The organism is Nocardioides sp. NPDC006273 (genome assembly GCF_040613495.1).
In the GTDB taxonomy this organism is placed as follows: Bacteria; Actinomycetota; Actinomycetes; order Propionibacteriales; family Nocardioidaceae; genus Nocardioides.
This window is the reverse complement of the sequence record NZ_JBEXSD010000004.1, coordinates 39072-54383: the sequence shown is the minus strand read 5'-3', so window position 1 is coordinate 54383 and position 15312 is coordinate 39072. Positions and strand designations below refer to the sequence as shown.

10 protein-coding genes are annotated in these 15312 nt (G+C 68.2%); 7 read left to right on the top strand and 3 right to left on the bottom strand.

From position 1 onward, the window contains the following. The first annotated feature begins 121 nt into the window (after positions 1-121). Together ABZZ22_RS03120 and ABZZ22_RS03115 are read left to right on the top strand one after the other, a co-directional pair. Entirely contained in the window at positions 122-757 is a 636-nt protein-coding gene (locus ABZZ22_RS03120) for a YitT family protein (RefSeq protein ID WP_354926715.1), read from the top strand. Between the two features lie 53 nt (positions 758-810). Next, positions 811-1425: a nitroreductase family protein gene (locus ABZZ22_RS03115; RefSeq protein WP_354926713.1), complete on the top strand. Its 615-nt coding sequence runs from the start codon at positions 811-813 to the stop codon at positions 1423-1425. 2137 nt (positions 1426-3562) lie between these two features. Here the strand turns inward: ABZZ22_RS03115 and ppgK are convergent. The 3 genes from ppgK to ABZZ22_RS03100 form a co-directional block, all read right to left on the bottom strand. Beyond that, complete coding sequence (gene ppgK / locus ABZZ22_RS03110) at positions 3563-4318, bottom strand: polyphosphate--glucose phosphotransferase (protein ID WP_354926711.1); 756 nt, start codon at positions 4316-4318, stop codon at positions 3563-3565. Positions 4319-4503: 185 nt separating this feature from the next. After that, entirely contained in the window at positions 4504-6846 is a 2343-nt protein-coding gene (locus tag ABZZ22_RS03105) for an MMPL family transporter (RefSeq protein WP_354926709.1), read from the bottom strand. Between the two features lie 24 nt (positions 6847-6870). Next, positions 6871-7434: a TetR/AcrR family transcriptional regulator gene (locus tag ABZZ22_RS03100; RefSeq protein ID WP_354926707.1), complete on the bottom strand. Its 564-nt coding sequence runs from the start codon at positions 7432-7434 to the stop codon at positions 6871-6873. A 125-nt stretch (positions 7435-7559) separates the two neighbouring features. On the opposite strand from ABZZ22_RS03100, the gene ABZZ22_RS03095 reads away from it, so the two are divergent. The 5 genes from ABZZ22_RS03095 to ABZZ22_RS03075 all read left to right on the top strand — a co-directional run bounded on the left by ABZZ22_RS03095 (position 7560) and on the right by ABZZ22_RS03075 (position 15308). Then, positions 7560-8132, top strand: coding sequence for a TetR family transcriptional regulator (locus ABZZ22_RS03095; RefSeq protein WP_354926705.1), 573 nt, complete (start codon positions 7560-7562; stop codon positions 8130-8132). Positions 8133-8206: 74 nt separating this feature from the next. Continuing rightward, a complete protein-coding gene (locus tag ABZZ22_RS03090) occupies positions 8207-9421 on the top strand; it encodes a M15 family metallopeptidase (protein WP_354926703.1) in 1215 nt (404 codons plus the stop codon). A gap of 50 nt (positions 9422-9471) precedes the next feature. Then, positions 9472-11424: a M13-type metalloendopeptidase gene (locus ABZZ22_RS03085; RefSeq protein WP_354926701.1), complete on the top strand. Its 1953-nt coding sequence runs from the start codon at positions 9472-9474 to the stop codon at positions 11422-11424. Between the two features lie 162 nt (positions 11425-11586). Further along, on the top strand, positions 11587-13257 hold the full coding sequence (locus ABZZ22_RS03080) for a M4 family metallopeptidase (RefSeq protein WP_354926699.1): 1671 nt from the start codon (positions 11587-11589) through the stop codon (positions 13255-13257). Between the two features lie 422 nt (positions 13258-13679). Continuing rightward, positions 13680-15308 (top strand): ABC-F family ATP-binding cassette domain-containing protein, encoded by a 1629-nt coding sequence (locus tag ABZZ22_RS03075; protein ID WP_354926697.1) that lies wholly within the window; start codon positions 13680-13682, stop codon positions 15306-15308. The last annotated feature ends 4 nt before the right edge of the window (positions 15309-15312 follow it).

Genomic DNA, 15312 nt, shown 5'->3' with positions numbered 1-15312 from the left:
TCGTCCCGAGGCGACTGAGTCATGGGGACATCATGCTTTGAGGAACGCATCCCTGACCAGCGGAAACGTGATGGAGGTCTCGCCCTGGTGAATTCTGCGCGGCTCGGCCATGACACCCAGAATGAGTGTCGTGTCCGAGCCATACGCAGACTCCCTCGAGTCGATCCGCGTCCCCCACACCTTGGTGGAGGACGCGCTCGGCTACGTGACCAGCATCGTGGTGTCCTCGCTGGGTCTCTACCTGATCCAGACGGTCGGCGCCGTGACCGGCGGGACCGCGGGACTGAGCCTGCTGGTCAGCTACTGGACGGGGTTGCCGTTCGAGGTGCTGTTCGTGCTGGTGAACCTGCCGTTCTTCGGGCTCGCGCTCTCCAAGAAGGGTGTCTGGTTCACGGTCCGGTCGCTGGGCTGCGTCATCGCGGTCTCGGCGATGACGCGGGTCCACGCCGACCTGCTCCCGCTCGAAGGCCTCGACACCATCTACGGCGTCGTGGCCGGCAACCTGCTCGTCGGCCTCGGACTCCTGGTGATCTTCCGCCACGGTGCCTCGCTGGGCGGATTCAACGTGCTCGCTCTGGTTCTGCAGGAGCGGCTCGACCTGCGGGCCGGGTACGTCCAGATGGGCCTCGACCTCAGCGTCATCCTGCTCGCGCTCGCCGTCGTCTCGCCCGCGACCGTCCTGCTCTCCGCGCTCGGCGCGGTGATCCTCAACATCATCCTGGCCTTCAACCACCGCCCGGGCCGCTACCTCGCCTGACGCGTCCTGAGACTGGCGGTCTGCCCAGTTGGTAGACATCGCAGAATGGGCGCATGACTGCCGCGAAGCGAGCCCCACAGCCCGGCGCCGAGGATCTCACCGAGCACCTGCGTGACCGTTGGTCGGTGAGCGTCTTCGATCCGACCCACGAGCTCGCCGACGCCGAGATCAGGCTGCTCATCGAGGCAGCCCGATGGGCGCCGAGCGCGGGCAACAGCCAGCCGTGGTCGTTCCTGGTGCTGCCTCGGGGGTCGGCCAGGCACGACACGTTCGTGGGCCACCTCTCCCGCGGCAACTCCGGCTGGGTGCCGCGGGCCTCGGCTGTCTTCGTCGCGATCGCGCAGGACGGCGTCGGACCGGACGGAGACGGCCCGAAGTGGTCGGACTATGCCCACTACGACCTCGGCCAGGCGGCCGCGCACCTGACGGTCCAGGCCGCATCCCTGGGTCTCTCCTCGCACCAGTTCGCCGGGTTCGACCATGATGCCGTGGCAGCGGCCTTCGGCGTACCGGCCTGGTGGAAGGTCATGATCGGGATCGCGGTCGGCCGCCACGGTGACCCGGCACAGGCTGACCCGGGCGATGCCGAGCGCGAGCAGCGCGAGCGCGTCCGGCGGCCGCTCGAGGAGATCGCGTTCGGCGACAAGTGGGGAACGCCCTGGGCGTGATGCCGGTGGCGGATGTCTCGGAAGTACCGAAAACGGTGTACCCGAAGGGGCATCGGTCTAAGGTGCCTGGGTGAAAGGCGGTCGAGGAACAGGTCTACTCCGGCGGGTGGCGGCAGCTCTGATCGTGCTGGGCGCACTGGGCGCCGGGCTGATGACGACCGCGCCTGCCGCGGTGGCGGCGCCTGATGACGGTGTCGGTGAGTCCTCGCGCACCCGCTACGTGCTCGACGAGAAGGCCAAGACCGTCAAGGTGAAGGCCGAGATCACCGTCACCAACCGGCAGCCGAGCACCGCGACGTCCTACTACTTCCTGACCGGCCATGCCATCCCGATCCCGGCCGGCGCTAAGAAAGTCACGGCGACCAGCAACGGCTCCAGGCTCTCGGTGAGCACCGAGAAGATCAAGGGCACCGGGCTGGAGGTGGTCTCGGCGTCGTTCCCGAACCTCTACTACGGCAAGTCACGCACCATCACCTGGACCTACGAGCTGCGGGGCGCTCCGATCCGCGCCAAGGGGAACCACATCCGGATCGGTGAGGGGTACGCCGTCTTCCCCGTGCTCGGCGTCGGCGACGACGACTCGGTCACCGTCGAGGTCGTGCTGCCGAAGTCGATGGAGTTCTCCAGCTCGGCACCGGGTTTCAAGAAGAAGACCAAGGGCGGCACCACGACGTGGAAGGCGACGGGGGGCTTCATCGAGGGAGGCGTCTCCGCGCGCGATCCGAAGGCCTTCGACGAGGCGAAGGTCGCGGTCGGCGACACCGACGTCTCGCTGCAGAGCTTCCCGGGTGACGAGGAGTGGCTCGAGTTCGCCGACAAGAAGGTGACGTCGGGACTGCCTGTGCTCGAGAAGCTGATCGGATCAGAGTGGCCGGGTGGTCTGGACACGATCCGTGAGGACGTCTCCTCCGAGGCGCTCGGTTATGCATGGTTCGACGAGAACGCCAAGGAGATCGTCGTCTCCGAGGACCTCGACGCAGTCGTCCTCTACCACGAGATGACCCACGCCTGGATCAACCCGAACACCGTCCGAGGCCGCTGGCTGAGCGAGGGACTGACCGAGGTCCTCGCCCAGCGGGCGGCGAAGCAGGTCGGCGCCAAGGGACAGAAATACCCGAAGGTGAAGCGCCGGAGCAAGGACTCTTTCCCACTGCTGACCTGGGACGACGCCAGTCGCGACGTCACTGCCGAGGTCGACTCCTACGGCTATCCCGCCGCCTACACCGCGGTCTCCGCCTTGGTCGCGGACCTGTCCGACGAGGAGTTCACGGCGGTGGTGAACGACGCCTACGAGGGTCGCAACGCCTACGACCGTCCGGGCGACAACCTGATCCAGGGCTCGACCAACTGGCGTACGTTCCTCGACCTCGTGCAGAAGTACGACACCGATGCCTCGGCCGAGAAGGCGCTGCGCACCTGGGTCCTTCCGCGCGCGGAGGCGAAGGAGCTCGGGCAGCGGGCCGAGGCCCGCAAGACGTACGCCGCCCTCGACCGCGCCAACGGTGACTGGGTGCCTCCCGAGGGACTGCGCAACTCCATGGCGTCGTGGGCCTTCGACGATGCGGCGACCGTGACCGGGTTGCTCGAGGGTGCCAACGCCGGCGCCGTGAAGATCCAGGAGGCAGCCGAGGCGGCGGATCTGCCGGTGTCGTCGGCCGCGAAGGAAGCCTACGAGAGCGCCAACCTCGCCGCCGAGTACGAGTCACTGGCCACCACCCTGCCCAAGGCCGCGAAGGTGACCACCGAGGTCGGTGCGGCCACGGCAGCCGTCGAGGGCATCCAGAACCCGGCCACCGAGCTCGGCGAGCTGGTGCTGCTCCTCGACGCCGGGGCGGCCAGCGCCCGTGCCGACCTGGACGACGGCCAGCTGGACGACGCATCGGCCACTGCTGCCGGGGTGAGCGCCCGGGCCGACTGGGCACTGATGGTCGGACTGGTCGCGCTGCTGGTGCTCGCCGCCGCGGCGTACGCAACGTTCCGGGTGCTTCGCAGCCCGTGGGCCCGACGCCGGCGGGAGGGTCGCCGGCTGCGACGGGCGAATCGCAAGGCCTTCCTCGCGCAGGTCAAGAAGACGAAGAGGGCCGGTGCTCCGTGGGATCGACCGGCTCCGCCCCGCCCATCAGACGGTCCGCCGCCTTCAGTCGGTGGCGAGCTCTTCGGCGTACAGCGCCGCCCCGACGGCCCCCGCGGTGTTGAGGAGCTTCGCCGGGATGATCTCGGTGTCGAGGTCGAGCAGCGGGAGGAATTCCGCCGCTTCCTTCGAGACCCCTCCGCCGACCAGGAATAGGTCGGGCGAGAAGAGCATCTCCAGGTGCTGGTAGTACTGCCGCAGGCGCTTGGCCCAGTGCTTCCAGGAGAGGTCCTCGCGCTTGCGGGCGATGTTGGAGGCGCGGGTCTCGGCGTCGTGGCCGTCGAGCTCGAGGTGGCCGAGCTCGGAGTTGGGCACGAGCACGCCGTCGTAGAGGAGCGCCGAGCCGATGCCGGTGCCGAGCGTGGTCATGATGACCAGGCCGCGACGGCCCTTCGCCGCGCCGTAGCGGACCTCGGCCAGGCCGGCGGCGTCGGCGTCGTTGACCACGTGGACGTCCCGGCCGGTGGCTGCGGTGAAGATCGCGTCCGCGTCGGTGCCGATCCACGACTTGTCGATGTTGGCTGCGGAGTGGACCACCCCGTGGCGTACGACGCCGGGGACGGTCACGCCGACCTTCCCGTCGCACTCCGGGAAGTGTGAGAGCAGCTCGACGAAGATCTCGGCGATGGCTTCCGGGGTGGAGTGTTCGGGGGTCGGTATGCGCACGCGCTCGGCGGCGAACTCGCCGGTCGAGAGGTCGATCGGGGCACCCTTGATGCCGGTGCCGCCGAAGTCGATGCCGAAGGGCAGGCTCGTCGTCATGGACCCATCCTATTTATGAGGCAACTGGTGGCGCGGCCGCGTTGGGGTAACACGCTGTTCGTAGGTCTATCCGGTCGTTATAACGGGCGAGTAGTCCTACGAACGACGTGTTACCCCCGCCTGCGACGGCGAAACAGCCCCCGATCTCGTACGAGGTCGGGGGCTGTTTCGCTGTGGCGCGACGGTCAGCTCTTGACGAGCTCCGCGTCACGGGGGTCATCGGCGTAGTGGTCGGCGAGATAGTGCCGCTCCAGGCCCTCGCCCTCGACGTCGACGTTCGGGAGGATCCGGTCGAGCCACTTCGGCAGCCACCAGGCCTTCTCCTTCATCAGGTACATCAGGGTCGGGATCAGCAGCATCCGCACGATGAAGGCATCGAAGATGACCGCCGCGGCGAGCGCGAAGCCCATCGACTTGATGATCGGGTCGTCCATCATGATGAAGCCCGCGAAGACCGCGGTCATGATCAGCGCGGCGGCGGTGACCACCCGGGCCGAGTTGCGGAACCCGTCGACCACGGCCTCCTTGTAGGAGGCACCGTGGACGTGGGCCTCGCGGATCCGGGTCACCAGGAAGACCTGGTAGTCCATCGCCAGACCGAAGACCAGACCGATCAGGAAGATCGGCATGAAGCTGACGATCGGCTGGCCGTCGAAGATCCCGAAGGCACCCTCCTGGAACACCGCCACGGTGACGCCGAGGGTGGCCAGGACGGAGAGCAGGAAGCCGAGCGTCGCCGTCAGCGGCACCAGGATCGAGCGGAAGACCAGCATCAGCAGGATGAACGCCAGCCCGATCACGATGGCGAGGTAGGGCAGCAGCGCGTCGTTGAGCTTCTCGGAGATGTCGGACATGATCGCCGACGTACCGGTGACGGCGAGGTCGGCGCCGGTCTCCTCCTCGAGTGTGCCTTCGCCCTCACGCAGCTCCGCGAGCAGCTCGTCGGTCGCCTCGTCCTCCGGGGCCGTCTCGGGCTCGATCAGGATCACCGCACCGTTCTCGTTGCCCGAGGGCGGCACCACCTTGGCGACCCCGTCAATGGAGTCGGCCCACTCGGCGACCTGTGCGTACGCGGCCTGCTTCTCGGCCGGGTCGCCCGGCATCTCTCGGGCGTCGACGACCAGCATCATCGGGTCGAGACGTCCCGGGCCGAAGCCCTCGACGACCAGCTCGACCGCCTGGCGGCGCGAGCTGTCCTCCGGTGCGGTGCTGTCGCCCGGCATGCCCAGGTGCAGGTCCTTGAAGGGGATCGCCAGCGCGCCGAGGCCGATGATCACGATGAGCGCCCAGGCGATGGGGGCCTTGCCGATGAACCGAGCCCAACGGACACCGTTGTTGAGCAAGCGGCCGTTGGCCTCGCGCTTGGGCCGGTAGTGGCGTACGGACAGGCCGAAGGCCTTCGACTTGAACAGGCCGAGCAGGGCGGGGACCAGGGTCAGCGCCACCAGGACGGCGACCACGACGGTCGCTGCGGCCCCGATGCCCATCGCGGTCAGGAACGGGATGCCGACGACGCTGAGCGCGGTGAGCGCGATGACAACGGTCAGGCCGGCGAAGACGACTGCCGAGCCCGCGGTGCCGACGGCGATGCCGATGGCCTCCGTCCGGTCGTCGGTGTGGTCGAGCTCGCTGCGGTAGCGAGCGAGGATGAACAGCGCATAGTCGATCCCGACGGCGAGGCCGATCATCGTGGCCAGCATCGGGGTGGTCGAAGAGACCTCGGTGAAGGCAGTCAGCGCGGTGATGCCGAGGGTGCCGATGGCGACGCCGATGCCGGCGGTGAGGATCGGGAGCCCGGCTGCCACGAAGGAGCCGAAGGTCAGCAGCAGGATGAGCAGGGCGAGCGCGATGCCGATCAGCTCGGCGCTGGCGCTGCCCATCTCCATCACCTGCATGCCCTGGCCGCGCACCTCGACCTGAAGGCCGGAGTCATCGGCGGCCTGCTCGACGACGTCGGTGACCTCCTGCTGCATCGCGGGCGTCACCTCGCTGACCTCGACATCCTCGAACTCGGTCGAGATCAAGCCGATCCGGCCGTCCTCCGAAAGGGTCGGCTGAGCCTCGAGCTGGCCGAGCAGCATCTGCAGGGCCTGCTCGGTCGGCACCTTCTGCCCGCTCTCGGCGGACATCGCCTCGGCGTACGCAGGAGCGGCCGCCTCGGCCTGCTCCGGGGTCCAGATGTAGGAGATCTGGTCGGGGACGTCGTCGAGCGCGGCGAGGTCCGCGACGACATCGGCCACGGCCTTCTGGTTCTCTGAGGTCGTGAGCGCCTCACCCTCAGGAGCTGCGACGACGACCTCGATCGAGGCGGCGTCGAGCACCGAGCCGCCTTCGGTGCCCATGATCTCGGGCAGCTCCTCGGCCGCCTCGACCGACTCGAGGCCGGGCATGCTGAACGTGGTGGACATCGGCTTGGACATCGTGGTCGCCACCGCGCCGACGCCGATGATGACGATCAACCAGACGGCGACGAAGATCGGCCACCGCCGGTAGGCGGTCTTTCCGAGCCGATAGAGCAGCTTGGCCATGACAGGGTTCCCCTTGGTCAGTTGTCAGAACAGATCGACGAGGTCGTCGAAGATCCGGGTGAACTGGTCGGCGACAGTGCCGTCCGATGGGCTCTCGATGGCCCGGTTGAGCGCGGCGTCGAAGACGACGATCACGAGTTTGAGGAGGACTCCGGCGAGTTCCGGAGACATGCGGTTGCTCTCGCGTTGCGAGATCACGTCGGAGAAGTGGTTGGTCGCCTTCTCGAAGCGACCATGCGCGGCCTGGAGCACCTGGTGATTGCTGACGAAGACGTGCCGGATCAGTCGGAGCTGCTCGTTGTCGATGTCATCGACCTCGAGCTGCGTACGGATCAGGGTGCAGAGGTCGGCACACAGCTCGCCTGAGGGTCCGCCGTTGACGAAGGTCTCGACCAGCGCCGGGTCCGGCTCGTGGTCGGGGCCGAGGACGGCGTCCATCTTGCTCGGGACGTGGTTGAACAACGTACGCCGCGAGACACCGACGCGGTCGGCGAGATGATCCATCGTCCAGCCGTCGAAGCCGAACTCGTCGGTCATCTCGAGGGCTGCCCGGTGGATAGCCGCCGCGGCGACATTGGCCTGCCGCATCAGAAGGTTGCACTTTCTCTCACAGAGTGCATTTTTGCACTCCGGGGGTATCGAGTGCAAAAAATGTGGCCAGGTTCACCTGGTCGACCGATGCTCGGCAGAGATAGGTCCTAGACTTTGCCCCCATGGGGCCCGGCGTACCTGAAACCACCCGACAGCGGATCCTCGATGCCGCTGTCGAGATGACCACCGAGGCAGGGTGGGCGAGCGTGACGATGTCGCGCATCGCCGAGCGATGCGGGGTCAGCCGGCAGACGGTCTACAACGACATCGGCGCCAAGCCGGCGCTGGCGAAGTCGCTGATCCTGCGTGAGCTGGAGCAGTTCCTGGCCGTGGTGAGCTCGGCCTTCGACGAGGAGGACGACTTCCTCCGAGCGATCCGCCAGGCGACGTACGCCGTCCTCGACCGTGCCCAGGACAACAAGCTCCTGCACGCGGTGGTCTCGGCGACCCACGGCGCCGACACCGAGCTGCTGCCCTATCTGACCAGCCACAGCGAGGGGCTGCTCGGCTACGCGACCGAGATCATCCACGAGCACATCAGGAAGTTCGAGCACAGCCTGAGCGACGAACAGGCCGACGCCACCATCGAGATGACGGTGCGCGTGGTGCTCAGCCATGTCATGCAGCCCACCAAGTCGCCCGACGAGACCGCCGACGACATCGCCTGGCTGGTTTCGCGGGTGCTGCGTGCCTGACCCGGGCGCCTGAGTTACCGGCGAGTTGGGCGGTCACCAGGCCTCGCCTAATCTTCCTGCGGGGAGGTGGACGGATGCGATTGGTCTCGTTGAGAGCGACCGCCGCGATCGGGGCGGTCCTCGTGGTGACCCTGGCCGCCTGTGCGGGCGAGCCGTCGAAGCCGGGTTCCCCGAGCAGCAGCCCGAGCGCGGAGGTCAGCGAGTCCGCCGCGGATGAGAGCCCTGTCGCCGACCCGTCGCACGCAGTCGACATGCCCGGCAAGCGCGAGGGGACGCTCCACTCCACCGACCTGCTGATCCTCTCCGAGGAGACCCTCTCGGCCGGTGACGTCAAGAAGGTCCGCGGCCTCGACGGAGTCTCCGGCGTCGAGCAGATCTCGCTGGCCCAGGTCAGCGTGCAGGGGCGGCTGGTCAAGGTGGTCGCGGTCGACCCGTCGAGCTACCGCAACTTCGCCCCCTTCCAGAGCGCCGACTCCGACGAGGTCTGGCAGCGCGTCGCCGGCGGCGAGGTCGCGATCGACCCCGAGCGCCAGGACGATCTCCCGGTAGACAAGGACGGCTTCGTGACCCTCGGGTCCAGCAAGGACGCGACCTCGGTCCACGTCGGTGCGTACGCGCCGCAGCCGCCGGGCCTCGCGTCGGCCGTCGTCAACCACAAGTGGGGCGAGGAGATGGGCATGGAGAAGGGCAACGCGCTCATCGTCTCCACCGCCGCCATCGCCCCCAACCGGGTCGTCAAGCCGATCCAGGAGATCGTCGGCGAGGACACCTCCGTCCAGCGCCTCGACGTCGTCGCGCGCGCCGGCCTGGACCCGAACGCTCCTCAGCAGGCTCACGTCGTCGGCACCGTCGCCGAGGCCGTCGGCAACTACACCTACCGGGCCAACGGCGACGGCACCATCACCCCCGCCGCGAGCTGGGTGAGCTCCCACATCGTGACCGCACAGGTCCCGATCCTCGGCTCGGTCACCTGCAACAAGGTGATGGTCCCGCAGCTGCGCGCGGCGCTGCAGGAGATCGTCGACCGGGGCCTGGCCAAGACGATCGACCCGAAGCAGTACGCCGGCTGCTACTACCCCCGCTTCATCGCCAACAGCACCCAGCTCTCCAACCACGCCTTCGGCACCGCCGTCGACCTCAACACCGCCGGCAACCAGCGCGGGACCGTCGGTGAGATGGACCGCACCGTGGTGTCGATCTTCGAGCGTTGGGGCTTCACCTGGGGCGGCAACTGGAGGTGGACCGACCCCATGCACTTCGAGATGAACCGGATCGTCAAACCCGGCTAACCCCGGGTTACTGCCCAGCCGCTTGGGTGGTCGGCTCTACGCTGGGGCACGTGACGATCCTCGATGACGCCCGCCCGGGCATGGACGACAGCATCCGACCCCAGGACGACCTGTTCGGGTTCGTGAACGGCACCTGGCTCCGGGAGGTCGAGATTCCTTCCGACCGGTCCAGCTGGGGGCCCTTCGTGATGCTCGCCGACCAGGCTGAGAAGCACGTGCGCGAGATCATCGAGGAGCTCGCGGCATCGGGCGGTGAGCCCGGCAGCGACGCCCAGAAGATAGGTGACCTCTTCGCGAGCTTCATGGACGAGGCGGCGGTCGCCGAGCGCGGCGTACGACCTCTTGATGGGCTGAGGGCTGCCGTCGACGGGCTCCGCGACGCCGACGACCTGGCGGCGTTCCTGGGCGAGGTCGAGCGGATCGGCGGGCACGGGCTGTTCGGGTCCTACGTCGACAACGACGACAAGCAGTCCGACCGCTACATCTTCAACCTGCTCCAGGGCGGCCTCGGCCTGCCCGACAAGGACTACTACTTCGACGAGAAGTTCGCCGAGGTGCTGGGGAAGTACGCCGACTACCTGACCCGCCTCTACGAGCTCGCCGAGCACCCCGACCCGCGCGCGGCCGCCGAGACGATCATCCGGATCGACACCCGCCTGGCCGAGGGCCACTGGGCGCGCGAGGAGACCCGGGACAAGCAGAAGACCTACAACCTGCTGACCTTCGCCGAGCTGCGCGAGCTGGCCCCCAACTTCAACTGGGATGCGTACGTCCGCAACCTCTCCGGCTCGAAGCTGGACACCGCTGCCGTGCTCGGCGAGGTCGTCGTCCGGCAGCCGTCCTACTTCGCCCACCTCTCCGCCGTGCTCGGCGACGTCGACATCGACGACTGGAAGCTGTGGCTCTACTTCCACGTGCTCCGCTGGGCGGCGCCCTACCTGACCGACGACTTCGTCGAGACCAACTTCGACTTCTACGGCCGCACCCTCAACGGCACCCCTGAGCTGCGCGAACGCTGGAAGCGCGGGGTCGCGATCGTCGAGGGTGCGATCGGGGAGGCGGTCGGCAAGGAGTACGCCGCGCGCCACTTCCCGCCCGAGGCGAAGGCGGAGATGGACGAGCTCGTGGCGAACCTGCTGGCCGCCTACCGCAAGTCGATCTCCGAGCTCGACTGGATGGGCGAGGAGACGAAGCAGAAGGCTTACGAGAAGCTCGACAAGTTCACGCCGAAGATCGGCTACCCCTCGAAGTGGCGCGACTACTCGGGGCTGACCATCTCCAAGGACGACCTGATCGGCAACGTCTCGGCGGCATCGGTCTTCGAGACCGACCGGCAGCTCGGCAAGCTCGGCCAGCCGGTGGACCGCGACGAGTGGTTCATGCTCCCGCAGACGGTCAACGCCTACTACAACCCCGGCACCAACGAGATCTGCTTCCCGGCCGGCATCCTGCAGCGTCCGTTCTTCGCGCTGGACGCCCATCCGGCGGAGAACTACGGCGGCATCGGCGCGGTGATCGGCCACGAGATCGGGCACGGGTTCGACGACCAGGGTGCGCAGTTCGACGGCGACGGCAACATGCAGGACTGGTGGTCGCCGGAGGACAAGGCGGCGTTCGAGGTGAAGACCAAGGCGCTCATCGCGCAGTACTCGGCGCTGTCACCCCGGGACCTGCCCGGCGAGTTCGTCAACGGTGCGCTGACCGTCGGCGAGAACATCGGCGACCTGGGCGGCCTGACGATCGCGCACACCGCCTACATGCTCGCGACCGACGGCGCCGCCAGCGCCGGCGACCGGCAGCGGCTCTTCCTCAACTGGGCCTACGTGTGGCGCACGGTGCGACGCAAGGAGCAGGCTCGGCAGTACCTCACGATCGACCCGCACAGCCCGCCGGAGCACCGTGCCAACATCGCGCGGAACCTGGACGAGTTCCACGAGGTCTTCGGCACCGTCCCGGGTGACGGCCTCTGGCTCGATCCCGAGGAGCGCGTGCGGATCTGGTGACATGCCCCCGGGCGTGTTTGGTTAATTCTTGATAACAAGGTAAACGAGTTACGCGGGACAGCCGGTTCATGGACCTGCATTGCAGGAACTTGTTCGGCCGCAGGCCCGATTTGGATGGAAGGATCCCGTCCAATCCTGGTCCTGATCTCGAGGAGAACCCCCATGCGTAGAATCGTTCGAGCGGCCGGTGCAACCACCGCTGCCGCTGTTGCAGGAACTGCCCTCATCGCCTCCTTCGGAAGCCCGGCCGGCGCCGCTCCGGCCGAATCCGCCTCCACCATCACGCCGGTCACTCTGGCGGCCCAGAAGGTGATCGACGACGAGTCGGTCGCGGACCGGGCCGTCAAGGCTCTGGCGAGCAAGCCGTCGACCTGGAAGGTCGGCGCCGGCCAGGAGCTCGAGCCCGTGGTGACCCTGAAGGACACCAACGGCGCCACCCACGTGCGGATGAACCGGACGTACGAGGGGCTCGAGGTCGTCGGCGGCGACCTGGTCGCCCACCAGACCAGGTCCGGCGCCGTCACCTCCGTCTCCCAGGGGCTGACCGAGGTGCTCGACCTCGAGGTGTTGCCCGCCGTCACCGGTGCCGCGGCGACCAAGGCCGCCCTGACCCTGGACAAGATCACCAGGGCGATCGCGGGTCTCAAGGCCGACAAGAAGCACGCGCCCGAGCTCGTCGTCGACGCGGTCGAGGGCTCGCCGACCCTGGCGTGGCGGGTGACCACCACCGGGAAGCACGACGACGGCACTCCTTCTCGCCTCGCGACCTACGTCGACGCGGCCAGCGGCAAGGTGCTGCGCCGGGTCGAGGGCATCCACACGATCGACGGCGAGGGCAACACCCTCTACTCCGGGACCGTCCCGCTGCAGGTGAAGCAGAACGGCTCGACGTACGAGCTGCGCGACGAGACCCGTGGCGGCACCTACACGACCGACATGAAGAACGCCGAGGACAGCATCTTCTGCACCATCTTCGGGTTCGGGTGCTCGGCGGGGACCGTGGTCACCAGCCCGACCACGACCTTCGGCAACGGCTCCAACGCCGACCGGGCGACCGCCGCGGCCGACGCGCAGTACGGCACCAACGTCACCTGGGACTACTTCAAGAACGTCCACGCCCGCGACGGCATCTTCGGTGACGGCTCCGGCTCGTTCAACCGGGTCCACTACGGCAAGAACTACGTCAACGCCTTCTGGGACGGCGAGAAGATGACGTACGGCGACGGCGACGGCGTCGGCTACGGGCCGCTGGTCTCGCTCGACGTCGCGGGCCACGAGATGACGCACGGGGTCACCGAGAACACCTCGGGCCTGGAGTACTCCGGTGAGTCCGGTGGACTCAACGAGTCGACCTCGGACATCTTCGGGACGATGGTCGAGTTCTACGCCGACAACGCCGAGGACCAGGGCGACTACCTGATCGGTGAGTCCTTCATCCTCGACGGTGGCGACCCGCTGCGCCGGATGGACAACCCGTCCTCCGACGGCAACTCGGTGAACTGCTGGTCGTCCTCGACCGGTGACCTCGACGTCCACTACTCCAGCGGTGTCGGCAACCACTTCTTCTACCTGCTCTCCGAGGGCTCGGGCACGAAGACGATCGGTGGGGTCGAGCACTCGAGCACGACCTGTGACGGCTCGACGATCGCCGGGATCGGGCGGGAGAAGGCGGAGCAGATCTGGTTCCGCGCCAACTCGACCTACTTCACCTCGACCACCGACTACGCCGGTGCGCGCGCCGCGACGGTGCAGGCGGCGTCCGACCTCTATGGGGCTTCCAGCGCCGAGGTCGCAGCGGTCGAGGCGGCGTGGAACGCGGTCTCGGTGAGCTGACCACATACAGGCCACGACAGGTCGGACCGAAAGTGACGTCCCCACGACAGACGTCGCTTTCGTCCGCAGTGGGTAACTAAAGTACGAATTCGGGCGTGTGGTTATGCCGGTGTGGCGATAGGACGCATACTGGAGATGCCGGGCCGGTTCTGCGGGTCCCCGTGGGGGAGGACCAACAGCGCCGGCTCGGCGTTGCTTTTGGAGTCGTCGTCGGACTACCCCGACGCTCTCGACAATCGGTTCGCTTCGGGGCACGGCCGTCGCCTATCCTGGAGGCATGCACACGGCTTTCGCATACATGCGCCCGCGCCTCGTCGCCTGACGGCGGCGCTGCGAGGCACACTCACGTCGCTGTCCGGCCATCTGCCGGGTAGCTGATCTCGCTTTCCCGGCTCCCGTATGCGAGCTGGAAGTTCTTCTTCGTGTCTGTTCAGACCCATCACACCTCTGCCCATCTTCGCGCTGAGGACATCTCGGTCACCCTCGGTGGTCGCCCCGTCCTACGCGGCGTCTCGCTGAGCGTCTCCGCGGCCAACCGGTCGCGGCTCGCCATCGTCGGCGAGAACGGCCGGGGCAAGACCACGCTGCTCCATGTCCTCGCCGGGCTGATCGAACCCGACTCCGGCCGTGTCCAACGGCACGGCAGCCTCGGTATCGCACAGCAAGCCCTGGACGTACGCCCCGGTGACACCGTCGGCACCCTGACCTCTGCCGTGCTCGCCGAGTCGCACGACGCACTCCTGGCCCTCGACGAGGCCGCTGCCGAGCTGTCGGGCGACCCGACGGACGCCGACGGGACGTACCCCGCTGCGCTCGAGCGTGCGACCGCACTGGACGCCTGGGACGCCGACCGCCGGGTGCAGATCGCGCTGGAGGCGCTCGGTGCGTGCACCGATCACGACCGAGCGCTGGCGACGCTGTCGGTCGGCCAGCGTTATCGGGTGCGGCTGGCCTGTCTGCTCGGCGCGCACCACGATCTGCTCGTGCTCGACGAGCCGACCAACCACCTGGACGCGTCGGGGCTGGCGTTCTTGACCGACCGGGTGCGGGCGCATGCCGGCGGGGTCGTGGTGGTCTCCCACGACCGGATGCTGCTGCGCGAGATCGCCGCGGACTTCCTCGACCTGGACCCGAGCGAGGACGGCCGGCCCAGGACGTACGCCGGCGGGTACGCAGGCTGGCAGGAGGGCCGTCGCCGCGACCGGGAGCGCTGGGAGCAGGACCATGCGGCCCAGCAGGAGGAACATCGGCGCCTGCAGGACTCGGTGTCGGCGGCACGCGACCGGCTGAGCACCGGTTGGGGCCCGCCGAAGGGCTCCGGGAAGCACCAGCGGCAGACGCGAGCGCCCGGTCTGGTGCGCTCCTTCAACCGCGACCTCGCCGCCCTCGAGGCTCATCGCATCTCCGTGCCGGAGCCGCCGATGTCGTTGCGGTTCCCGTCGCTGCCCGCGGACGTCGGCGGCACGCTGCTGCGGTGCGACTCTGTGCGCGTGCCGGGTCGGTTGTCAGGACCGGTCTCATTCAGCATCGACGGTGGCGAGCGCCTCCTCGTCACCGGTCCGAACGGGGCGGGCAAGTCGACGTTGCTGCAGGTGCTGGGCGGCGTACTTCCACCTTCGGAAGGGGCGGTGTGGGCCTCGTCCGGGGTGCGGATCGCGCTGGTCGGTCAGGAGGAGCAGGTGTGGGACCCGGGCCTGACGGCGGCGGAGGTCTACGAACGGCACTGTGGGCAACTGGTGGCCGCCGGGGTGGTGCCGGAACGGGCGATCCCGTCGCTGCGGTCGAGCGGTCTGGTGGACGCCGAGGCGCGGCGTACGCCTGCCACGCTGCTCTCCCAGGGGCAGCAGCGACGGCTCGAGCTAGCGCTGCGGCTGGCATCGCTTCCGCACCTGGTGATCCTGGACGAGCCGACCAACCACCTCTCCGCAGTGTTGGTGGACGAGCTGACGGCCGCGCTGCGGGCGACGCCCGCGGCGGTCGTGGTGGCCACGCATGATCGGCAGATGCTGGATGATCTGGCCGACTGGCCGAGGTTGGCACTGGGAAGGTAGTCGG